Source organism: Clostridium aminobutyricum (assembly GCF_017255415.1).
Taxonomy (GTDB): domain Bacteria; phylum Bacillota; class Clostridia; order Peptostreptococcales; family Anaerovoracaceae; genus Aminipila; species Aminipila aminobutyrica.
This window is the reverse complement of the sequence record NZ_JAFJZZ010000001.1, coordinates 270,997-294,834: the sequence shown is the minus strand read 5'-3', so window position 1 is coordinate 294,834 and position 23,838 is coordinate 270,997. Positions and strand designations below refer to the sequence as shown.

Below are 23,838 nucleotides of genomic sequence, written 5' to 3'. Positions count from 1 at the left end.
TTTCCAATATGCTATATTTTTTCATTAATTTATTTCCTCAATTATACATTCGTATATAAAATCATTTTCACTCAATAAATTTATCATATTTTTAAAATTTTTTAAAATGTTAATGCTTCACATTTAATAGTAAATAATTCAGTTCATATTGATTTAGGATTTATGATTAAAATATTTAAATTGGTTCATAATAAGAATGAAAAAAGAGAGGAGTTGAATAATTTGAAGAAAGCACGAATTTTGCTTGGACTTTTATTGATTATGGTAATGGTGGCATTCTCAGGTTGCGGAAACAATAATCCTACCACAATTGATCCTGATACCCCAGGAAACACAACAAATGGTGGGATTGTGAATGATGATAACAATCGAGATGGCATCTTAAATGACGATGATAACAATGGTATTTTAGACAATGACAGGAATAATGTAAATCCTCTAAATGATACAAATACCACCGATGGTTCCATCTCAAATAAAGCCAATACGCCTGATAATCAATAATGAAACAAAAAGGATGGATTTTTCCATCCTTTTGTTTTTTTAAAGGGCAATTTACAAACTTATGCATTCCTTTATAAGATTAAATATTTAAAAGAATCACTTTGTGATATAATAATAATATGAGTAAAATAATTTTTAATAAAGAGAAAAAGAATAAGCAATCAGATAGTACGACTACACGCCGAATATATAAAAATCCACCCACGCACGGAGAGGTAATAGAAGGGATACTTTCAAAGCATAAAAGGGGATTTGGCTTTGTTACACCAATTATATCTGAAACTGAGTCAGATGAAGAAGAGAAAGGCAATTCCAAACCTGCAGAACAAAAAGATATATTTATTGCAGCTAAAAATATAAACGGCGCTATGCATGGTGATACGGTGCAGGTATCCTTATATCCACCTAGTAATTCCAATAAATCCAGAGAAGGCGCTATAGAAAAGATACTCCATCATGGGATTACCGAGATCGTAGGAACTTTTGAAAAAAGTAATCGTTTCGGTTTTGTGGTGCCTGATGATAAGCGGTTTAGCAATGCCGATATCTTCGTGAAGAAAAGTGATTTTAGAAATTCGCAGACCGGTGATAAAGTAGTTGTTCAAATAACAAAATTCCCTGAAAACGGAAATAGCGCAGAGGGAAAAATTATAGAAGTGATCAGTCGAAACGGTGAGCCTGGAGGAGATATAAAATCTTTAATCCGGCAATATAATTTGTTTCAGACTTTTCCCAGCAGAGTAAATGCCGAGGCAAAAGCTATCTCGAAAATAAAATTGTTGGAGAAAGAAGATTTTGAACCGATCACCGCTGAAGAACTTATAGGTAGAATTGATTTAAGAGACAAAAAAATTATTACCATTGATGGCGCAGATGCCAAGGATTTAGATGATGCAGTTTCTATAGAAAAGCTAAGTAACGGTAATTATTTACTCGGAGTGCATATTGCCGACGTTACTCATTATGTAAAAGAAGACAGCGCAATGGATAAAGAGGCGTTAAAAAGAGGCACCAGTATTTATCTGGTGGATCAGGTCATCCCTATGCTACCGAAAGCACTGTCGAATGGTATTTGCAGTTTAAACCCTTCTGTAGACCGTTTAACGCTTTCTATTAACATGGAAATAGATACGAACGGAGATGTGGTTGGTCATGACATTTATAAAAGTGTCATCCATTCTATGCATCGTATGGTTTATGATGATGTCTCCGATATGTTAGAAAAAAATGCAATAGATTTAATTTCTAAGTACGATGATATCTACGAAGAACTTTTAATGATGAAAGAATTGGCTGCCATTTTAAATAAACGCAGAGATAGCCGCGGAAGCCTTGATTTTGATTTTGACGAAGCTTATATTACATTAGACGATTCAGGCATACCAATCACTATAGAAACGGCTGAAAGACGTATTGCAAATCGTATCATAGAAGAATTCATGCTGATTGCCAATGAAACCATAGCGGAACATTTTTATTGGCTGGATTCCCCTTTTGTTTATCGGGTTCATGAGAAACCCGACCAAGACCGTATGGATGAATTTAAAACGTTTGTGCGTGGTTTTGGTGTTCTGATGAAAGGAAATACTGAAAATGTTCATCCAAGAGTATTAAGCGATATTCTAAGACAGGTGAAAGGTGAAACATACGAAAATGTAGTCAATACTGTAATGCTCCGCGCAATGAAAAAAGCTTTTTATGATGTAGCCTGCAATGGGCACTTCGGATTAGGGGTAAAGTTTTATTGTCATTTTACGTCTCCGATCAGAAGATACCCGGATTTAATGATTCATCGAATCATTAAAGAGTCCATTGAAGGCAAGCTAAACGAGAAACGAAGCAAGCAGCTGAGAAAAATCACCGAAATTGCAGCCGATCTGTCATCAAAGGCAGAGCGCGCGGCTCAAGAATTGGAACGTGAAGTTGAAAAGCTGAAAAAAACCGAATATATGTCTTATCGCATCGGTCAAGAATTTGATGGAGTAATCAGCGGCATCACCAATTACGGTTTTTATGTTCAGCTTGAAAATACCATTGAAGGATTGGTACGCGTGGAAGCGTTGACAGATGATTATTACGATTATGATGAATCCAAATATCGATTTATCGGTCATCATACCAATAAAATTTACGCACTGGGGGATAGAATCCGAATTGAAGTGCAACGCGCCGATATTGAAGAGCGGGAAATTGATTTTTCCGTCGTACAACAAACAATAGAATAACTGTTTATTTTATGCATATAAAAAGGACCGAAAAACGGATAGTTCACGGTCCTTTACTCTTTTATACTTGTACTGTCCAGCCCAATGTATCTTCTACTTCACCAATCTGAAGTCCATATAATTCGTCATAAAGTTTCTGAGACAATTCTCCAATCTCACCATTGTTAATGACAACCTTTTCATCTTTCCAAGAAAGTTCTCCTACCGGAGAGATCACAGCGGCCGTACCGGTAGCAAACATTTCAATCAGTTTTCCTTGTTTGCCGGCTTCAAAAACCTCTTCGATGGTCAATCTTCTTTCTGAAACCTTAATGCCCCACTGCTTTAGGAGGTTAATGACAGAGTCTCTTGTAATACCCGGTAAAATCGTTCCGGAAAGAGGTGCGGTGATAACTTCATCGTGAATCTTAAAGAACGCATTGGAAGTTCCGATTTCCTCTACATACTTTCTTTCTACACCGTCAAGCCATAATACTTGTTCATAACCTTTTTCATGTGCTTTCTCCTGTGACTTCATTCCAGCCGCGTAGTTGCCTCCGATTTTGGCAAATCCTGTACCGCCAGGAGTGGCCCTTACAAAATCATCTTCGACGAAAATCTTGGTAGGCGCGAGACCGCCTTCATAATAAGGTCCTACAGGACTTAAAATAACCATAAACAAATAATGGTCAGAAGGTCTTACTCCTAAAAACGGTTCGTCAGCAATAATAAATGGTCTTATGTATAGTGAAGTTCCCTTTTTTTCAGGAATCCAATCTTTATCAACATTCACAACAGCCTTAATAGCTTCCACCATTAATTCTTCATCTAAATGAGGAATGCACATTCTTTCATTCGTACTTGTTGTTCTCTTTGCGTTCATATCCGGTCTGAACAAAAGCACTCTTCCGTCCTTTGATTTGTAGGCTTTTAAACCTTCAAACATTTCCTGTGCATAATGAAATACTGCAGCAGCAGGTTCAATCTGTAGCGGCGCATAAGGAACAATCTTACCGTCGTGCCAACCCTTACCGGTTGTATATTCCATAATAAACATATGGTCTGTAAAAAGCTGACCAAATCGTAAAGTGTCCGGATCCGGTTTCGCTTTAGGCGTTGTAGTTCTTGTAATTGGAAAATTGTATTTCATGACTTTCTTTCCTCTCTTTCAATCTGCCGATTTATGGTTAAGTTTCATTTTGAAAAAAATATCGACGTGATTATTTGCCCGATTTTTTGTATTATTATATTATATAATAATACGATTCTTTTCATTAGTCAACAATAATTGTAATACTCAACAATTATTAAGTATATTTTTTGGTATGAGTCACAATACGGCAATAAAAAATAGGTGTACTCTAAGAGATACACCTATTAGTCACATTCATGATTGATTTCGTATTATAAAAGCCCGCCAACTGATAAAAACAATGGAGCAAACACGACTGCTACAATCGTCATAAGTTTGATCAGAATGTTGATAGAAGGACCGGAGGTATCCTTGAACGGATCTCCTACCGTATCACCGACAACTGCAGCTTTATGAGGCTCAGAGCCCTTTCCGCCGAAGTGTCCGCTTTCGATGTACTTCTTTGCATTGTCCCAAGCGCCGCCAGCGTTAGCCATCATAATCGCTAACAATACACCGGCAGAAAGTGATCCTGCAAGCATTCCGCCTAAGGCTTCTGTACCAAGAACAATACCTACAGCTAAAGGAGCGATGATTGCAAGTAGTCCAGGAGCAACCATTTCCTTAAGTGCAGCTTTTGTTGAAATATCTACACATGTTGCATAATCAGGTTTTGATGTACCTTCCATGATACCTTTATCTGTTCGGAACTGTCTTCTTACTTCTTCAATCATCTGATTAGCAGCTTTGCCAACAGAATTCATCGTCATTGCTGTGAATAAGAAAGGAAGCATTGCTCCGATAAATAATCCGATGATTACCATTGGGTCAAGTAAGCTGATTTCCGTAAGCTTCGCAACGGTTGCATAGGATGCGAACAGTGCAAGCGCCGTTAATGCGGCAGAAGCAATAGCAAAGCCTTTACCAATAGCAGCTGTTGTATTCCCTACAGCATCAAGCTTGTCCGTAATTTCTCTAACTTCGTGCGGAAGTTCACTCATTTCTGCAATACCACCGGCATTATCCGATACCGGACCATATGCGTCTACCGCAACAGTCATAGCGGTTGTGGAAAGCATACCTACTGCGGAAAGAGCAATTCCATATAACCCAGCGAACTGGAATGCTACAAAAATCCCTATACAAATAAAGATAACGGGCCATACGGTGGATAACATACCAACACCTAAACCAGAAATGATGGTTGTAGCAGCACCAGTCTGTGACTGTTCTGCAATAGTCTTAACATGTTTATAGTCTCCAGAAGTATAAATTTCTGTAATTTTTCCGATCGCAATACCGCAGACTAAACCAGCGATAATAGCAATGGCATAGTCAAAGCTTCCAAGCATTGTCTTTGATAATATAAACGAAGCTATGATGACAACAATACCGGAAATATAAGTTCCCATGTTTAGAGCCTGAGAAGGGTTTCCGCCTTCTTTACCTCTAACGCCCATGATACCAATAATAGACGCTATAATACCGATTGCAGAAAGTACCATTGGGAATAATGCTGCTGCTGTCTGATCAAATGCTCCGTTGGAGTTCGCTGCAGCTACCGCAGCAAGCGTGATCGCAGAAATAATAGAACCAACATAGGATTCAAAAAGGTCAGAGCCCATACCGGCAACGTCGCCTACGTTGTCCCCTACATTGTCCGCAATAACCGCCGGATTTCTTGGATCATCTTCCGGGATTCCGGCTTCCACTTTACCTACTAAGTCGGCACCAACGTCCGCAGCCTTTGTATAGATACCACCGCCTACACGTCCGAACAAGGCCATAGAGGATGCCCCAAGTCCAAAGCCGGTAACACATTGCTCTAGAGTAGCTATGTCAAGAACTAAGAATACAATGCCCAATCCTAAAAGACCAAGGCCTGTTACACAAAGTCCCATTACTGCACCAGAACGAAATGCTACTTTCAGTGCTTTGCCTATACCGGATTCCATTGCTGCATTTGCGGTTCTTACGTTCCCTCTTGTTGCAACATTCATGCCGAAGAAACCTGCCAATACCGACAGTACCGCTCCTACTACATAGAGAATACCTGAAACATAGTCAATGAAGAATCCAATCAGTAAAGCTAACACTACGATAACAAATACCATTGTCTTGTACTCTCTCCTCAAAAAAGCCATGGCACCTTCTCGGATGTAGCCGGCAATTTCCTTCATCCGGTCATTTCCTTCATCCACCTTGGTAATCCAAGATGTAAGCCCGTACGCAAATACCAGCGCAAGGATCGCTGCAATTGGTGCAGCTACTTGCAAAAATTGATTCATTTGATAATACCTCCTCTTTACTTTTAATGCAAGTTAAGAGGCGTCTTGGACACCTCTTAATGTAAAAGCAATATTTTTATAGAAATAAAATAATAATGAAGCTAAGATATATTAACGTTAATTAATCAATTACTTACTACTCAATAGATACTAAAGCCAGTGAAACCGCAATGAAACAAACTGCTGCGACAGTTGTAATTTTACTTAATACAGCTTCATATCCCTTACTCTTTTTCTTACCAAATAATTGTTCCGCTCCTCCGCCGATCGAACCAGCTAAGCCAGCACTATTTCCGGACTGCAATAAAATACTAGCTATCAAAACGATACTAGCAATTGCAAGTATTATCATAAGAAATGTTTTCATCTCTTCACCTCCTGCACGTGATTAACTACTTGAGTCTATCATAAGCTTGTCAAAAAATCAAGGCTTTTTTCTCGAATAAAGGAGAAAAAAGCCCTCAAACACGTTGATTTTACGCCAATGTACATTACTTTCAAATTGTATCAGTTCCTCGATTCACCTTTCGGCTTTGCCGCAAAGTTAGAACGGATATAATTTGCTCGACTACGCACGCAAATTGTAGAATGCTTTCGCTCCTGCATACTGACCGGAGGTATCCAACAGTTCTTCAATTCGAAGAAGCTGATTGTACTTCGCAATTCGATCTGTTCTGGAAAGAGAACCAGTCTTGATCTGTCCTGCATTTAATCCCACTACTATATCGGCAATGGTTACATCTTCCGTTTCTCCGCTTCTGTGAGAAACAACCGCCGTATATCCCGCTTTTTTCGCCATTTCAATAGCATCAAAAGTTTCTGTCAATGTACCGATTTGATTTACTTTGATCAAAATGGAATTTGCAATACCCTTTTCAATGCCTTCTTCTAATCTTGCTGTATTGGTTACAAATAAATCGTCTCCCACCAACTGAACCTTCTGACCGATTCGATCTGTCAGAGCCTTCCAGCCTTCCCAATCGTCTTCAGCAAGTCCATCTTCAATAGAGATAATCGGATACTTCGAAATCAACATTTCATAGTAAGCGATCATTTCTTCAGCTGTTCTCTTCACACCTTCGCCTGCAAGATTATATATTTTTGCAGCTTCATCATAAAATTCACTTGCCGCTACATCAAGCGCAATTTTAATGTCATTACCCGGGTTATACCCCGCCTTTTCAATTGCTTCAATAATAACCTGAATCGCTTCTTCATTTGTAGCAAGGTTCGGTGCAAATCCGCCTTCATCGCCAACAGCTGTATTCATGCCTCTGCTTTTTAGAACAGACTTTAGATGGTGAAATACTTCTGCACCCATTCGAAGGGCTTCTCTGAAAGAAGGAGCACCAACTGGCATAATCATAAATTCCTGAATATCAACCGTATTGTCCGCATGGGAACCGCCGTTTAAAATATTCATCATAGGTGTCGGAAGAGTCTTTCCGTTTACACCTCCAAGATACTGGAATAGAGGAAGTCCTAGGCTATTTGCCGCTGCATCAGCTGCCGCCATGGATACGGCTAAAATAGCATTCGCACCTAGTTTGCTCTTATTTGGCGTTCCGTCTAATTCAATCATCAACTTGTCTAGTCCTACCTGGTCAAGCACATTGTAACCGATGATTTCTTCCGCGATAATATCATTTACATTTTCTACCGCTTTTAACGTTCCTTTTCCTAAATATCTTGCCTTATCGCCATCTCTAAGCTCCACAGCTTCATGCGCCCCTGTAGAGGCACCGGAAGGAACGATTGCTCTTCCCATAGAGCCGTCTTCTAAATAAATTTCTACTTCTACCGTCGGGTTTCCTCTGGAATCAAGCACTTCACGTGCGATTACGTCTTCAATAAATGGCATCTTCTTTTTCCCTTCTCTCCATACATATTCTTAAAAGTTAACGATTTCAATAAAATCTTCCGGAATCAAGCTGGCACCTCCTACAAGGGCTCCGTCAATTTCCGGCATATTCATGATATCAGTCGCATTCGCCGGTTTCACACTGCCTCCATACTGAATGATAGTCTGATCTGAAACAACGTCATCATATAGTTCCTCTATGGTGTCTCGGATAAATCCGCACATTTCATCGGCTTGCTCAGGCGTTGCATTGCGGCCTGTGCCGATGGCCCATACCGGTTCATAGGCGATTACCAAACTGCTCGCCTGTTCCTTTGTGATCTCCTTTAATCCGCTTGCCAGCTGATTTTTTACAACGTCAAAGGCCTTGCCGCCATCTCGCTCTTCTAAACTTTCACCAACACATAGAATAGGTATAATATCGGCAGAAAAAGCTTTACGCAATTTTAAATTAACCGTTTCATCTGTTTCTCCAAAGTACTGTCTTCGTTCTGAATGGCCGATGATGCAATAGTCCACACCAATTTCTTTTAGCATTTTCGCTGAGATTTCCCCGGTAAAGGCCCCCTCCTCCGCAAAATGCATATTTTGTGCACCGATTTTGATGTCTGTTCCTTTAAACGCTTCAATTAAAGTTTCCAACTGAGTATAAGGTGCACATATGGCAGTTTGAACATCTGAACTGTTGTACAGCTTGGTAAACGCCCGTGCAAAGGCTTTTGCTTCCGCAGTAGTCTTATACATTTTCCAATTACCTGCGATAAATGGTTTTCTTATCATATCCAACCTCCTTTTACGGACCTACCAAACATTTATGTAAATAAATGTTTGGTAGGTCCTATACAGAAATTGCCCAGGTTGCGCACCTATCCTCATTTTCAAAGAAAATGTTTGGAAGGTGCCATACAGAAATTGCCTAGCTTTAGCTAGCGTGCAATTTTTCAGTTTAGCTGGCAGCAATTTTTCAGTTCTTATCTTGTAGGCATGCGATTCCAGGAAGTACTTTTCCTTCTAGGAATTCTAGGGAGGCTCCTCCTCCAGTTGAGATGTGGGTCATTTTATCTGCCAATCCAAATTGTTCCACCGCAGCTGCCGAATCACCTCCGCCGATTATGGTAACGGCATCGCTTTCAGCCAGAATCTTTGCAACGGCAATGGTCCCTGCTGCGAAATTAGACATTTCAAATACCCCAACAGGGCCGTTCCAAATAACGGTCTTCGCTTCCTTAATCGCATTTGCAAATAATTCCATGCTCTTTGGCCCGATATCCAGTCCCATCCAATCTGCCGGGATCTTGTCTTTGTCAAAAATCGCGGTTTCTGCCTCGTTATCAAAAGCTTTCGCTGCTTTTACATCGATCGGAAGCAATAGCTGAACACCTGCTTCTTCTGCCTTCTTTAATAACTCAGCAGCAAGCCCTATGTTGCCGGCATCCAAAATAGAAGTTCCGATTTCATACCCTTGCGCCTTAAAGAAAGTATAGGCCATTCCGCCTCCAATAATTAGCGTATCAACCTTCTTTAATAAATTTTCAATGACTAAAATTTTATCACCGACTTTTGCACCGCCCATAATGGCAACAAACGGCCTTTCCGGACTCTCCACGGCGTTTCCTAAGAATTGCACTTCTTTTTCAATCAAGAAACCGGATACTGCCGGCAGATAGTCTGCTACTCCTGCTGTTGAAGAATGCGCTCGATGGGCTGTTCCAAATGCATCATTTACAAAAATGTCGGCTAGCTTTGCCAATTCTTTTGAAAACTCAGCACCGTTTTTCGTTTCTTCTTTTCGGAATCTCACGTTCTCGAGAAGCATCACATCACCCGCCTGGAGTGCCTCTGCCGCCTTTTTTACTTGATCATTGACTACTTCCGGTGCACTGATGAAAATAATCTCTTTGTTTAGTAGTTCACAGATACGTTCAGCTACCGGCTTCAACGTATATTTCATATTAGCTTCACCTTCAGGCCGTCCAAGGTGCGACATCAAGATCACTTTAGCACCGTTTTCTATTAAATATCGAATAGTAGGCAACGCTGAAGTAATACGGATGTCATCGGTTATCACACCGTCTTTCAAAGGTACGTTAAAATCGCACCGGACGATGACTTTTTTACCTGAAACATCCATATCCCGAATAGTTTTCTTCATATTTCTCTCTCCTATAGCCCTTTATTTATAATAAAGTCAACTAGATCAATCACTCTGTTTGAATAACCCCACTCGTTATCATACCATGAAAGAATCTTAACCATGTTATCCCCTATCATCATCGTAGATCTGGCATCAATGATAGAGGAGCGGTTATCTTCCTTAAAGTCGATAGAGACCAATGGTTCTTCACAATAACCTAATATACCGTGAAGCTCATTTTCAGAAGCTTCTCTTAATACACGGTTCACTTCTTCCACCGTCGTACTTCTGTCAAGTTCAAAGACAATATCCACTATGGAAACCGTAGGAGTCGGTACACGAAGTGACATCCCATTCAATTTTCCTTTCAACTGTGGTAATACAAGAGCTACTGCTTTTGCTGCTCCTGTCGTCGTAGGAATCATTGACAAAGCCGCCGCTCTTGCTCTTCTCAGATCGGAGTGCGGAAGATCTAAAATCCGTTGGTCGTTTGTATAAGAATGAACAGTAGTCATAAGGCCTTTTGTAATCCCGAACTCTTTGTCTATCACCTTCGCAAAAGGGGCAAGGCAATTCGTCGTACAGGATGCATTGGAAATAATGCGATGGTTGTTCGAATCATACTTTTCTTCATTTACGCCCAATACAATTGTAATGTCCTCATCGGTTGCCGGTGCAGATATCACCACTTTCTTCGCTCCTGCTTTAAGATGCTTTTCCGCGTGTTCTCTATCCGTAAATATGCCCGTTGATTCGATCACTAATTCTACACCTAAATCACCCCAAGGAATATTTTCAGGATCTTTTTCCGCGAAGATTTTTATTTCTTTTCCATTCACTACAATCGAATGCTCCGTTGCTTCTACGGAACCATGGAATTTTCCAAAACAACTATCATACTTCAAAAGATGAGCAAGCGTTGAAGGAGTTGTTAAATCGTTAATCGCAACAATCTCATAGCTAATATCCTTGTCCTGGGCAATCTTAAACGCATTTCTTCCTATTCTGCCAAAACCATTAATACCTACTTTTACTTTCATAAAGTAATCCTCCTTATACTGTTTTCATTTGTATATATTGCAGTCAAATTCTATATCTCACAGAGTATGAATCCAGTTGCACAAGTCTGCCGACATTCGCCTTGCGAATTGGGCAGGCTATTTCAACAGTTCGAAGTGGAGTCCATATTTAGCATGTTATATTTTATCCAATATCTACACTATGCATATGTCTGATTAACATAAGAATTTTGCTGGAATACCCATATTCATTGTCATAGAAAGCAATCAGCTTTACAAACTTTTCATTCAGCATGATACCTTCTCTGGCATCGAAAATGGATGTATGAGGATCACCGATAAAGTCACTGGATACGACTTCGTCGTCAACATATTCAATAATGTCCTTCATGGTTCCTTCAGACGCTTCCTTTATCTTCGTGCAAATTTCCTCATATGTAGCTGGATTTTTCAATTGAACGTTTAAGTCAATAACAGAAACGTCTGCTACAGGCACCCTATAAGAAATACCTGTCATTTTGCCGTTTACCGAAGGAATAACTAGTCCTACTGCTTTTGCCGCGCCTGTAGAAGACGGAATGATGTTTCCAAAGGAAGACCGGCCCGTACGCCAGTCCTTCATGGAACGGGCATCAACGACCTTCTGTTTAGCCGTTGCGGCATGAATCGTTGACATTAATCCCTGCTCAATTCCCCAGTTATCTTCGAGGACTTTTACTAAAGGAGCCAAGCAGTTTGTTGTACAAGAAGCATTGGATACAACATGAACATCACTGGTATAGTCTTTATGATTTACACCCATTACGTATGTAGGGGTTTCCTTGTCCTTTGCAGGAGCTGAAATAATAACCTTCTTTGCACCCGCTTTCATATGTTTCATAGAGCCTTCTGTCGTAACATAAGCACCGGTTGCTTCCACAATATACTCCGCTCCGCATTCGCTCCATGGAATGTTTTCGGCATCACTTTCGCTGTATACAGGGATCTTCTTGCCATCTATAACGATTCCCTTTTCATATACATCCAGGCTCTTTGGAAATCTTCCAAATATCGTATCGTACTTTAGCATGTACACCATGTAATCCAGGTCTGCGTTACGTACATTGATACCGCAAATTTCGATATCTTCGAAATCCATTGCGGCACGTATTACAACCCTTCCGATACGTCCGAACCCACTAATGCCAATTTTAATAGCCATTTTCTTTCCTCCTAGCATTTCTTTGCTTCCTATTTGGTTGTCAAAGCATGTTTTTTATAGTATTAATAAAAATTAATAAGCATCAACTATTTGACAATGCTTACCTAAAATCTATTTTACACTGCCGCAAATTTATTACTCCAATAAAAAATTCCTATGTCTTAATATCTTTTTCTTTTGGAAGAGGATAGGATATTCATCTCATCGCGGTATTTTGCAACCGTCCTTCTTGAAATATCAATGCCGCGCTCACCTAAAAGCTTCACCATGTCTTGGTCACTATAAGGTGATTTCGGATCTTCATTCGATACAATTTCCTTAATAAAAGTTTTTATACTCTTTGAAGAGATACTTTCTCCTTGATTTCCTGCTACTCCACTCGTAAAGAAATATTTTATCTCAAATACGCCCCTAGGACTTTGCATATATTTGCCGTTTATCGATCGGCTCACGGTTGATTCATGTATGCCGACTTCTTCTGCAATCTGCTTTAAGGTAAGTGTTTTTAAATATTTAGGACCGTTTTCAAAAAATTCCTCTTGGTATTTTACCACAGCGCTCACTACATTATAAATAGTCTGTTTTCTTTGTTCAATGCTTTTGATCAGCCAAATTGCCGAATTTAATCTACCCGAAAGAAACTTCGTCAAGTTTGGGTCATTATTCGATTCCTGCAATACTTTTTCATAATAAGAGCTCACCATTAGTTTTGGCGTGCTGCTTTCATTTACTGAGACGACATATTCACCATTGATTTTTTCTACCATAATATCCGGCACAATATACCGAGTAGTGGCCTGCGAAGCAAACTGTCTGCCGGGCTTTGGCTCTAACGTTCGAATCATATCACTGACATCCTGTATCTCTTTTACAGAGACACCGAGCTCCTTTGCAATTAGACCCAGCCGATTGGCCGCGATATCCTCCAGGTAATTGCAAATAACCTGTTCCGAAATTTCGGTCCGTCCGCCGTTATGTTCCAATTGAATCAGCAGACATTCTCTCAAGTCTGCCGCCGCAACACCTGCCGGATCAAATGTATGAATAGCATCCAGCACGATTTTCACGTTTTCCGTGTCCACGTTCATCGCTCGGGCAATTTCGTCAATGGTTAACGTCATATATCCATTGTCATCAAGGGATTCAATGATATATTTCCCTATGGTTCTGCAACTTTTTTTGAGCGGCGCAAATTGAAGCTGGAACATTAGATGTTCCGGCAAAGTGACGTCAGAAGTCACAAACTGCTCATAGGAATATTCCTTGTCATCCTTGGAATATTCTCCCTGTTTATAGCTGATATCATCATAATCTCTTTCTTTTATGTGTTCCAGCCATTCTGCGGTGCTAAGCTCTCTGCTGCCTTCTCCAAGTGCTCCGGTACTATTCTCTCTTTTTTCTTGAGAAATACTTGTGTAATTCTCTGATAAACTTCTATATTCATCTGATTTTTGTGCATAGTCATTTTCTGAAGCATCTGCCTCTCCAGCTTCGCCGCTTTCAGACGAGCTTCCCTGTTCCAACACAGGATTTGTCAAAAGCTGCTCCTGAACATAATTATCCAACTCTTGAGTATTAAACTGCAATATTTGGATGGCCTGAATCAATTCAGGAGTCATGACCAATTTTTGCGTTTGTTCAATTGTTAAATCATATCCCAGTCTCATGCTCTACCTCAATTCGTAAAAAACCATAAAAACCATAAAATTTGTATGCAAATATTGTACCATTTTTATATAAATTAATCAAGTTCTGGAAACCCCAGTTGTCTTAATGCTTCAAACAATATAATATTCGCTGAGTTCGATAAATTCAGTGATCTTAATCTAGTATCTCCGCTCATTGGAATCCGGATCGCTTTTTCTTGATGTTCTGCAATGAAATCTTTCGGTAATCCAGCCGTTTCCCTTCCAAATAAAATCATATCTTCATCTTGAAACGCAACATCGGTATATCTTCTTCCCCCTTTGGTCGTTGCAAGATAGATTTGCCGATCGCCGTATTTTGCCATGAAAGCCTCTAGACTTTTATGTACTTCCAGCTTTACGAAAGGCCAATAATCCAATCCCGCTCTTTTCACGCTCTTATCATCAATGGAAAATCCAAGGGGTTCTACCAAATGCAAAACACTGCCTGTCGCTGCGCAAGTCCTTGCAATATTTCCTGTGTTAGGCGGAATTTCCGGTTCCACAAACACAATATGAATCGCCATAGTTTTTCTCCTTTTCTGTCTCATTTTATTTGGTAAAAAATGCTTACCAGCAAATAAATTCATTTATCATTTATAGACTTATACTCTGTCACATCCACTGTATTAGAATACATATATATGATAACACATACAGCTATATGATGCCACAAACCAACGTGAAAAACACCATTAAGACACATTCTTTGTTGAAACAGACAAAAAAGTAAAGACAAATTGGTGTATATAGTATATAATCTAATACAGTATTTTTAGGAGGTACATGAATGAAAACAGTAAGAATCGGACTTTTAGGTCTAGGAAACATTGGAACTGGTACGTATAAGACATTGGAAATGAACAGGGCTCAAATTACTAGAGCTACCGGTTTGAACCTAGAAATTACTAAAATTTTAGAAAAAGATACCACTCGAGAAAGAGGCATTACAGTTACACCGGAACAGTTTACACAAGATCCTGATGAAATTTTCAAGGATCCTGAGATAGATATCGTTATTGAGCTTCTTGGAGGGATTGAACCTGCTACTACTTTTATGTTAGAAGCAATGAAAAACAAGAAAGCTGTTGTAACGGCGAATAAAGCCGCTGTTGCCGCTAATTTCCAAAAATTAAATGAAACAGCTAAAGCCAATAACGTAGAATTTCGCTTTGAGGCAAGTGTAGGCGGAGGTATTCCCATTATCAATGCACTCACAACTGTCCTTCAGTCCAATGAGTTTGTGGAAGTGCTCGGCATTGTAAACGGAACAACAAACTACATATTAACGCAGATGACCGAGTTTGGGTTTAAATATGCGGATGTATTGAAGGTCGCGCAGGAAAAAGGCTTTGCGGAAGCAGACCCGACTGCAGATGTAGAAGGCATTGATGTAGCCAATAAGCTTTCTATATTAATGGCGATTATGTTTGACAAGCATATCTCTCCAAATGATATCCCTACAAAAGGGATTAGCAAAATTACACCAAAGGATATAGAAATAGCGGAAGCACAAGGCTGCAAAATTAAGCTGATCGCTTCTGCGCGTAAAGAAGGAGATAAGCTCGAATACAGCGTAAAGCCGACTCTGCTGAAAGCTTCTCACCCGCTCGCTTCTGTTAGCAACGAGTTTAATGCAGTTTATGTAACGGGCAATGCGGTAGGTGAATTAATGTTTTATGGAAAAGGGGCAGGCCCGCTTCCAACAGGAAGTGCTGTCATGGGCGATGTGATGGAAATCGCAAAAAATATTTATAAATAGGAGTGAATGACATGAATTTATATGAACAGTGGCAAGATTTAATTAATAATCAGACAGATGAATCCTTCCCTGATTTTTGGGAAAAGTATAGCTCTACCGAATCAAAAATTTATACGGATATCTTGGAGCATCATACACAACAGGTATCCGGTACCTTTCAGGAATTAGTGGACAAGTATCAAGCCGATCCTATTATCTTTATGGGATTTCTGGACGGTATCAACACGAGCTTAAAGGAAGAGCAGAAAATCGAAGCTCTCGATGAAACAGCCGTTCTTAAGCTGGATATTGACTTTGAAAAATTATTTTACAACATGCTTGTTGCTGAGGCAGACTACCTTTATACTATTCCCGCTTGGGACAAGGTGCTTTCCGCAGAAGCAAGAGAAGAAATTGTGAAGGAATTCAAGAAGTCTAAGACGGTTGTAAAAGAAAAAGAACCGGGTCGAAACGACCCTTGTCCTTGCGGAAGCGGCAAAAAATATAAGAAGTGCTGCGGTACAAATCAGTAACAACTCCAATCAATAAACGGAAAAATTCCTACCAGACATTTGCCTGAGCAAATGAGGTTAGGCGCGTAATAAAAGCTAGTCGTTTGATGCCTTCATGCATCGTCGGACTAGCTTTTTTTATGTAATAAGACCATTTGGGATAGGACAGATTAAAGCCTCTTCATGCACCACTTTTCAATGCCGCATTCTTCACATTTCGGTTTCCTGGCATGGCAGCAATTTCTGCCGTGAAAGATTAAACTATGATGTGTTCTTGACCACCGGTGTTCCGGAATGACATTCATCAACGCCAATTCTGTCTTCAATACATCCTTTTCTTCCACTAACCCAATTCGATTGGACACTCGAAAAACATGCGTATCTACTGCAATCCGCTGCTGCCCGAATCCCACCGATAAAACAACATTAGCAGTCTTACGGCCTACACCCGGAAGTTTAATTAATTGTTCATAATCCCCCGGGACCTCCCCTTCATATTGGCTCACCAGCTCCTTGCATAAGGCTAATACGTTTTTCGACTTTGTCTTATACATGCCGATACGCCTTATCATTTGCGCCAATTCTTCTTCTGATACGCGGCTTAAGCTTTCTACATCCGGATATTTCTGAAACAGTTCTTCCGTCACTACATTAACGCTTTTATCCGTCGTCTGAGCCGAAAGTACAACGGCCACCAGCAGCTGAAAAACCGATCCATAATGTAATGCGCAATCAGCCTCCGGATATATTGCTTCTAATTGATTTAAGATGTCCTCTATTTGTCTGTCTGTAAATTTCATTGAACTTCCTATCCTTTTATTGTGCTGTTGTGATTTTATCAGCACTTGCAAACTGTGTTGTATTTTGTCAATCGACGCTATTATTTTAACATATCACTAGGAAAAATATCAAAGACAAAATATGGCTTGTATGACAACAATCAAAAATTCCTTGTTCTTCCAAAAATACCCGACCCATTGGTCAGTTTTTTATTGACATCAATCTAGTCATCTTATATTATATAACTGCCGACCCATCGGTCGGTTTATTGTCATATATTTGCATTATAGGGGGGTAAAAAACTTGAACAACACGAACGAATCACAAACACCGGAAATTCAAGAAACCATCTTGGATTCCTCGGAGGAAGGAACGCCGGATTCTCCGGTTCCGCAATCCAAGAAAAAGAAAAAGAAACTTATTACCATTGTTGCCGTCCTTCTCATTTTGGGCCTTGTTATCTTTCGAATTGTAACATCTATGTCTACAGGCTCCACAGAAGAGGAAAGTCTAGTCAATGTCAAGATTGCAAAAGCAGAGATTATGTCTATCTATACGTCTTCTCCTATCACAGGAAGAATAGAACCTATCAAAGAAGTAGACATTATTCCCATGACTTCAGGAAAAATTACCAGCGTAAACGTATCCATCGGAGACAAAGTTTCTGCGGGAACAGTGCTATTCCAAATTGATGGAACTCAAATAGCTACTACATATAATCAGGCAAAAGAATCCTACAATGTAGCAAAATCAGCCTTTGACAGAGTCAGTGTGCTGTATAATCAAGGGGCTGCCTCCTTGCAAGATTACGAACAGGCAAAAATGTCTTATGTATCCGCACAAGAATCTCTTACTGCAGCTGGGGATGCTTATAGTCATTGTACCGTTACCTCTCCGATCAACGGCTATGTCACAGCGGTGGATGTATCGGTAGGAAATATTGCTTCACAGGTAACCGCTGCCATGACCGTAGCAGATGTAAGCCAGCTTCAAATCAGTAGTTCTGTTTCCGAATATATTGTCACCGAATTAGAAGTAGGTGATTCCGTTGATATATATATACAAACACTTGGTGAAGAACCGTATAAGGGATCGATTACCGCGATTTCTCCTGCTCCTGCATCAGGAAGCTTAACCTATCCAATTAAGATTTCAGTCGATAACTCTTCCGGAAAAATACATGCCGGAATGTTTGCAGAAATAAAAATCGTTTCCACACAAAAAGAAAACACGCTCTGTGTTCCTTCCGACTGTGTCATTTTGAAAGCAGGTAAGTCTATTGTCGTGACCTTGGATAAAAATGAACTTCCGGTATTTAACGAAGTAACGACCGGTATTGATAACGGTAAATATGTTGAAATCACCTCCGGATTAAAGGATGGGGATACGATTGTCATATCCGGACAGCAATATGTGACCGAAGGCACTCCTGTTATCGTATTAGAAGATAAATAAAGGAGTGATATTATGAATTTAGCAAGTTTATCCATAAAGCGGCCGGTTGCAACCGTCATGCTCATGTTAATGGTTGTGGTTGTCGGTTTTTATTCATTAATTGGTTTACCACGAGACCTATTTCCGGATATAGAATACCCCGTGGCTCTTGTCATTACTTCTTATCCCAACGCCTCTCCGGAGGAAGTGGAAAGTATGGTTACAGAACCTATTGAACAAGCATTGGCCTCCGTAGAAAGTTTAGACGAAATGCAATCCATGACCATGCAAGGGACTTCTTACGTAATGATTCAGTTCCAGATGGATACTGACATGAATTTTGCGACCTTAAATATGAGAGAGAAAATAGCGTTGGTATCTGATATGCTGCCGGATGATGCCGGAGACCCTATGGTTATGAAGATGGATATGAGTTCGATCCCTATCCTTCAGCTTTACGTCTCCGGTGATATGCCTTTAAACGATTTGAATACAGAGATTGAAAATAATGTATTATCGTACATCGAACGCGTGGCCGGTGTTGCCTCTGTTCAGGTAAATGGCGCAGTTGACGAAGAAGTGGCCGTTCAAATCAGCCAGGAAAAATTAACTGGATATGGTATCACCCTTGCGCAGATTGCTCAAACTCTTGCAGCTGAAAATATTAATATGCCGAGCGGTAATGTTACCAAAGGATCAACTGAAATTATTGTTCGAACCATCGGTGAATTTGATTCCGCAGAAAGTATAAAAAATCTACCGATTACACTTTCGGATCGAAGTATTGTCCGATTAGGCGAGATTGCCAATATATCCGAACAATATCAAGATCAAGATTCTATCAGCCGTATTGACGGCAAGACAGCAATTGGTTTAATGATTACCAAACAATCCGATGCCAATACCGTTGCTACCGCAAAGGAAATTCAACATACCATTAAAGAACTGGAACAGAAATTCCCTGATCTAACCTTTACAGTAGGCTTTAATCAGGCTGATTTTATTGAAAGCTCCATTTCCTCTGTTGCTTCGTCTGCAATTGAAGGCGCAATATTAGCCGTGCTGGTGGTGTTCCTATTCCTAAAGAACATCCGAACTACATTGGTTATTGCTCTTTCCATACCGATTTCCCTTTTAGCGACTTTCGCCATGATGAGTGCAAGAGGCATGACGTTAAATTTGATTACTTTATGCTCTCTCACAATTGCCATAGGGTTGCTGGTCGATGACTCGATCATTGTACTGGAAAACATATTTAGGCTTCGGCAAAACGGGCATTCTGCTATTGAAGCCTCTCAAAAAGGAAGCGGAGAAATCTTTCTGGCTGTTTTAGCCTCCACATTAACAAAGGTTGTCGTATTTTTACCGATTGCACTAAGCGGAGGAATGGCAGGACTCATGTTCAAAGATTTTTGTTTTACCATTATCATCGCCCTGCTCGCTTCCTTAATTGTCTCGCTATCTATTGTACCAATGCTCACCTCCAGATTGTTATCTAAGTCTTTACCAACGGATTATATTCGTTTTGGTACGAGACGGTATAAATTTAGGCTTCTTCCTAAATTTACTAAAATGATTGAAGATTTAAAAGAAAATTACGGTATTTTTGAGCAGAAGGCACTAAAGAAAAGAAAACGAGTTATTTTTGCCTGCACATTAATATTTGTTATTTCGATTGTACTAGTAGGCATCGTAGGAACAGAACTGCTTCCTGCCTCCGACGAAGGTATGTTCACGGTTTCTATCGATACACCTTACGGAACTTCACTGCAGGATAAAGACAAATTTATAAGCCCAATCGAAGAATATATTCGTTCCATGCCGGAAGTAAAACATTGTACGCTTAACATCGGTACGTCCAGTTTTATGTCAATAGGCGATGACAGTTCTACGCTCAGTGTCACACTGGTCGACAAAAATGAACGAAACAAAACCACAGCTGATATTGTAAAAAAGGTCAAGAAGGATTTATCTACATTATCCGGTGCAGATATTTCGGTAGACGAATCCTCTTCTATGGGAGACATGTCAGGTACTAGCACAGACATGTCGTTGATCATTAAGGGAAAGGAACTGGCCGACCTTGAAAGCCTTGGAAATGATCTGTGCACAAAAATTGGTGCCATTAAAGAGGTCGTTTCCGCAGAATTGGATGTGACGGAGGGCAATCCGGAAGTAAAGGTCATTCTTAATCGAAATACGGCTGCCTATTACGGGATTACCGCATCACAACTTGCCAATGGGCTTTCTACCGCATTATCCGGCAATACAGCAACCAATTTAAAAATTGATGGGGAAGAAATCGCAATCAACCTCTCCCTGCCGGATTCCTATACGGATTCTATTGACAATATGAAACAGATTATGATTACAGGCTCTACAGGACTTCAAGTTCCGGTAGGTCAGATTGCCAACTTGGAGTTTGACAACTCGCCAAGTGCTGTTAACCGATTGAATCAGCAACGCTTTGTGACGGTTAACATCGATATCGATGCCAAGGATTTGAACGCAGTCTCTACGCAAATAATTAAGATAGCAGATTCCTATCAATTCCCTGATGGCTATTATTATGAAACAGGCGGACAGCAGAAAGAAATGATGGAAACCTTTGTCAACCTGACCAAAGCATTGTTGGTAGCTCTTGCGCTGGTTTATCTTCTTTTAGCAGCACAATTTGAATCTCTGACTCAGCCGTTTATGATTATGATGGCGATCCCTTTTGCGATGTCAGGAGCTTTCCTTGCACTATTTATAACGGGTACCAAGCTATCCATGATTTCGTTCCTCGGGTTGATTATGCTCGCCGGTATCGTTGTCAATAACTCCATCCTGATTGTTGAATTTATTCACCGAAATAAGCTCATCATGGGACGGGATGAGGCACTGATTCAAGCGGGGAAATTAAGATTAAGGCCGATCCTCATGGGATCTGCAACTACTTGCGTCGGAATGATTCCAATGTCTATGGGACTGGGAGATGGCGGCGAAACGCTGGCACCAATGGCCATATCCATCATTGGAGGACTCATTGCATCTACCTTAGTCACGTTAATCCTTATTCCGGTTCTCTACGCTTCATTTGATGATATGAAGATGAAGAGAGAAAACAAACAAAGAATTCGCGATGAAAAACTTGCAATCTTGGAAGCAAAATGGCAGAACGAGGACGCTAAACAATGAGAAATGCAAAAGAAATAAAGAAAAATAAAATATTGGATACGGCATTGGACCTATTTATTCAAAAAGGCTATGTCAATACCAAAATTATCGATATTGCAGAAGGCGCGGGTATCGGAAAAGGTACCGTATATGAATATTTCAGCAGCAAAGAGGATTTACTGTTAAATATCATGCTAGGCGGTATAGATGAGTATTTTGAAGGTTGCGAAAGAATCATTCACTCCAAGCAATCTCATACGGGAATGCTCTATGGTATTCTTGAATTCGAAATCGCACATGCTAAAAAAATGGGACCTAAAATGATGCTGTTTTCGCAGCAGTTTATGAATTCAAAATCCGATATTCCTTGTTCACTGATGGATACGCTTCAGGATATTTGGGTGAAGAAATTTTCCTATATTCAAAGAATCATTGCTGACGGAGTAGCTTGCGGAGAATTTAGAGAAGTTAATGTCGATTTAGCGGCGCTTTCCATCATAGGAGCGGCTCATAGTTTCCTAGGGGTAAAATACGGTCTTTCTCATTTTGAAAAGATAAAACTTCCTTTTGACCTATCAACCTTTCGAAAAAGAGAGTTTTTTGACCTCATGATAAAAGGTATCGTTAAATAATCCTATGACTATAAAATGAAAAGAGGTATCTCAGAAATTTTCTTGAGATACCTCTTTTTGACTACACTCTTTTTTATAGTTAATCTTATCTGTTATAATTCGGGCGTCGTCAGTTTAATCGGTTTGCATTTAATCAGCTTACCTTCACCTCGTTTTCCAAGGAATTCACCCTCTTTGTAGACCAATCTCCCCCTGCTGTAAGTCGCTACCGGATATCCTTTCAGGCTGACACCTTCCCAAATGGTATGATCCGTATCCCCATGCATAGCTGAATTAGTTATGGTAAATTCTTTCTTCTTATCATACAGCACAATATCTGCATCGAGACCTACCTGCAGCGCACCCTTTTGATGATCCAATCCAAATAATTTAGCCGGATTGGTTGCACAAAGCTCAACCACTTTATTGAAAGTAATCCGTCCTTTATTGGCCTCAGATAACATATACGGATACATCGTTTCAATTCCGGCACATCCATTTGGAATGGTTGTAAAGTTGCCCGGTTTTCCATCTTTTGTCACAATACCCCAGTCTTTTTCTGCTCGGGTAAATGGACAATGGTCTGTTGCAACCGTAGCAATATCTCCGCTTTTAATAGCTTCCCAAAGAGCTTCCTGAGAAGCTTTTCCCTTCATTGGAGGAGAACATACGAAATCTCTCGCCCTTTCTCTCTTATAAACTTCGCTGGTAAAGTAAAGATACTGCGGACAAGTTTCTGCAAAGATCGGATATCCCTGATCTCTGGCTTCTTTAACCGCCTCTACTCCTTGTTTATTGGCCAAGTGAACAATATAAAGTGAAGTCCCTGCCATTTTAGCTAAATTAATAGCCCTGACATCCGCTTCCCCCTCTACGTCTTCCTTTTTTGAAACATAATGCCACCAAGCCTCCGTTTTTCCTTCTGCGAGGAATTGCTTAATAAGTACATTATTTACCTCTCTGTTTTCGGCATGAACCCCTACCAGTGCCCCTATTCCGGCTGCTTTTTGCAATACCCTATAGAAAGAACCGTCATCTACGCCGAAATCATAGACCATGAATACCTTAAAGGAAGGGATTCCTGCCTGTACTGCCTCCTCCATAGAATCCAGCAATTCATCCGTGGAAACATCCGTCACCCCAATATGGAAAGAGTAATCCACAGCCGCATCAGGAGCGGCTAACGCATCTCTTCGTTTAATGGCATCCTGCATTGGTTCACCCTTTGCTTGCAAAATAAAATCAAATACTGTTGTGGTTCCTCCGCAGGCCGCTGACCGGGTTCCCGCATAGTAATCGTCCGTAGAGATCGTCCCGCCAAAAGGCATTGCCAAATGCGTATGTCCGTCAATAGCTCCCGGAAGTACCAGCTTTCCTTTTGCATCAATAACTTCGGTATTTTTGTCCGCTTTTAAATTTTTTCCTATTGCTGAAATTTTCCCGTTTACTACTGCAATATCTGCCTTGAAAGTAGATTGGGCAGTCACTAAAGTTCCGCCTTTAATAAGTAAATCCATAATCCATCCCCCATTTCATGATTCCTTCGTACAAATTAGATTAGCCATTCTGTTTC

The 23,838-nt window shown here is 40.2% G+C and carries 19 protein-coding genes; 7 read left to right on the top strand and 12 right to left on the bottom strand.

Annotation, left to right across the window (positions count from 1 at the left end):
• The first annotated feature begins 222 nt into the window (after window positions 1–222).
• Window positions 223–504 carry a hypothetical protein gene (locus tag JYB65_RS01415; protein ID WP_206580800.1) on the top strand — a complete coding sequence of 94 codons (282 nt, stop codon included), beginning with the start codon at window positions 223–225 and terminating at the stop codon, window positions 502–504.
• Window positions 505–623: 119 nt separating this feature from the next.
• The gene (gene rnr / locus JYB65_RS01410; protein WP_206580799.1) at window positions 624–2,729 is read left to right on the top strand and encodes a ribonuclease R; all 2,106 of its coding nucleotides are present in this window, start codon (window positions 624–626) and stop codon (window positions 2,727–2,729) included.
• A gap of 61 nt (window positions 2,730–2,790) precedes the next feature.
• Here the strand turns inward: rnr and JYB65_RS01405 are convergent, their stop codons facing one another.
• The 10 genes from JYB65_RS01405 to trmL form a co-directional block, all read right to left on the bottom strand.
• A complete protein-coding gene (locus JYB65_RS01405) occupies window positions 2,791–3,858 on the bottom strand; it encodes a branched-chain amino acid aminotransferase (protein ID WP_206580798.1) in 1,068 nt (355 codons plus the stop codon).
• A gap of 254 nt (window positions 3,859–4,112) precedes the next feature.
• Window positions 4,113–6,128 (bottom strand): sodium-translocating pyrophosphatase, encoded by a 2,016-nt coding sequence (locus tag JYB65_RS01400; protein ID WP_206580797.1) that lies wholly within the window; start codon window positions 6,126–6,128, stop codon window positions 4,113–4,115.
• 136 nt (window positions 6,129–6,264) lie between these two features.
• Window positions 6,265–6,495 (bottom strand): preprotein translocase subunit SecG, encoded by a 231-nt coding sequence (gene secG / locus JYB65_RS01395; protein WP_206580796.1) that lies wholly within the window; start codon window positions 6,493–6,495, stop codon window positions 6,265–6,267.
• Window positions 6,496–6,696: 201 nt separating this feature from the next.
• Window positions 6,697–7,989, bottom strand: a complete 1,293-nt coding sequence (gene eno, locus JYB65_RS01390) for a phosphopyruvate hydratase (protein ID WP_206580795.1) — start codon at window positions 7,987–7,989, stop codon at window positions 6,697–6,699.
• A gap of 30 nt (window positions 7,990–8,019) precedes the next feature.
• Entirely contained in the window at window positions 8,020–8,766 is a 747-nt protein-coding gene (tpiA, locus tag JYB65_RS01385) for a triose-phosphate isomerase (protein WP_206581743.1), read from the bottom strand.
• Window positions 8,767–8,953: 187 nt separating this feature from the next.
• The gene (locus JYB65_RS01380; RefSeq protein ID WP_206580794.1) at window positions 8,954–10,141 is read right to left on the bottom strand and encodes a phosphoglycerate kinase; all 1,188 of its coding nucleotides are present in this window, start codon (window positions 10,139–10,141) and stop codon (window positions 8,954–8,956) included.
• Window positions 10,142–10,152: 11 nt separating this feature from the next.
• On the bottom strand, window positions 10,153–11,163 hold the full coding sequence (gap, locus tag JYB65_RS01375) for a type I glyceraldehyde-3-phosphate dehydrogenase (protein WP_206580793.1): 1,011 nt from the start codon (window positions 11,161–11,163) through the stop codon (window positions 10,153–10,155).
• A gap of 163 nt (window positions 11,164–11,326) precedes the next feature.
• On the bottom strand, window positions 11,327–12,343 hold the full coding sequence (gene gap / locus JYB65_RS01370; protein ID WP_206580792.1) for a type I glyceraldehyde-3-phosphate dehydrogenase: 1,017 nt from the start codon (window positions 12,341–12,343) through the stop codon (window positions 11,327–11,329).
• A gap of 161 nt (window positions 12,344–12,504) precedes the next feature.
• Entirely contained in the window at window positions 12,505–14,010 is a 1,506-nt protein-coding gene (rpoN, locus tag JYB65_RS01365; protein ID WP_206580791.1) for an RNA polymerase factor sigma-54, read from the bottom strand.
• A gap of 74 nt (window positions 14,011–14,084) precedes the next feature.
• Window positions 14,085–14,555: a tRNA (uridine(34)/cytosine(34)/5-carboxymethylaminomethyluridine(34)-2'-O)-methyltransferase TrmL gene (gene trmL, locus JYB65_RS01360; protein WP_206580790.1), complete on the bottom strand. Its 471-nt coding sequence runs from the start codon at window positions 14,553–14,555 to the stop codon at window positions 14,085–14,087.
• Window positions 14,556–14,818: 263 nt separating this feature from the next.
• Here trmL and JYB65_RS01355 point away from each other — a divergent pair, with 263 nt between their 5' ends.
• Complete coding sequence (locus tag JYB65_RS01355; protein WP_206580789.1) at window positions 14,819–15,790, top strand: homoserine dehydrogenase; 972 nt, start codon at window positions 14,819–14,821, stop codon at window positions 15,788–15,790.
• A gap of 11 nt (window positions 15,791–15,801) precedes the next feature.
• Complete coding sequence (locus tag JYB65_RS01350; RefSeq protein ID WP_209010469.1) at window positions 15,802–16,302, top strand: SEC-C metal-binding domain-containing protein; 501 nt, start codon at window positions 15,802–15,804, stop codon at window positions 16,300–16,302.
• 149 nt (window positions 16,303–16,451) lie between these two features.
• On the opposite strand, the gene nth is transcribed toward JYB65_RS01350, so the two are convergent.
• Window positions 16,452–17,081: an endonuclease III gene (nth, locus tag JYB65_RS01345; protein ID WP_206580787.1), complete on the bottom strand. Its 630-nt coding sequence runs from the start codon at window positions 17,079–17,081 to the stop codon at window positions 16,452–16,454.
• Window positions 17,082–17,364: 283 nt separating this feature from the next.
• On the opposite strand from nth, the gene JYB65_RS01340 reads away from it, so the two are divergent.
• From JYB65_RS01340 to JYB65_RS01330, 3 genes are read left to right on the top strand one after another with little or no spacing between them, the layout of a single operon-like run.
• Complete coding sequence (locus tag JYB65_RS01340; RefSeq protein ID WP_206580786.1) at window positions 17,365–18,516, top strand: efflux RND transporter periplasmic adaptor subunit; 1,152 nt, start codon at window positions 17,365–17,367, stop codon at window positions 18,514–18,516.
• A 12-nt stretch (window positions 18,517–18,528) separates the two neighbouring features.
• A complete protein-coding gene (locus tag JYB65_RS01335) occupies window positions 18,529–21,675 on the top strand; it encodes an efflux RND transporter permease subunit (RefSeq protein ID WP_206580785.1) in 3,147 nt (1,048 codons plus the stop codon).
• On the top strand, window positions 21,672–22,286 hold the full coding sequence (locus JYB65_RS01330) for a TetR/AcrR family transcriptional regulator (protein ID WP_206580784.1): 615 nt from the start codon (window positions 21,672–21,674) through the stop codon (window positions 22,284–22,286). Before JYB65_RS01335 ends, JYB65_RS01330 begins: the two co-directional genes overlap by 4 nt.
• Window positions 22,287–22,378: 92 nt before the next feature.
• On the opposite strand, the gene hydA is transcribed toward JYB65_RS01330, so the two are convergent.
• A complete protein-coding gene (gene hydA / locus JYB65_RS01325) occupies window positions 22,379–23,782 on the bottom strand; it encodes a dihydropyrimidinase (RefSeq protein WP_206580783.1) in 1,404 nt (467 codons plus the stop codon).
• Window positions 23,783–23,838 lie beyond the last annotated feature (56 nt).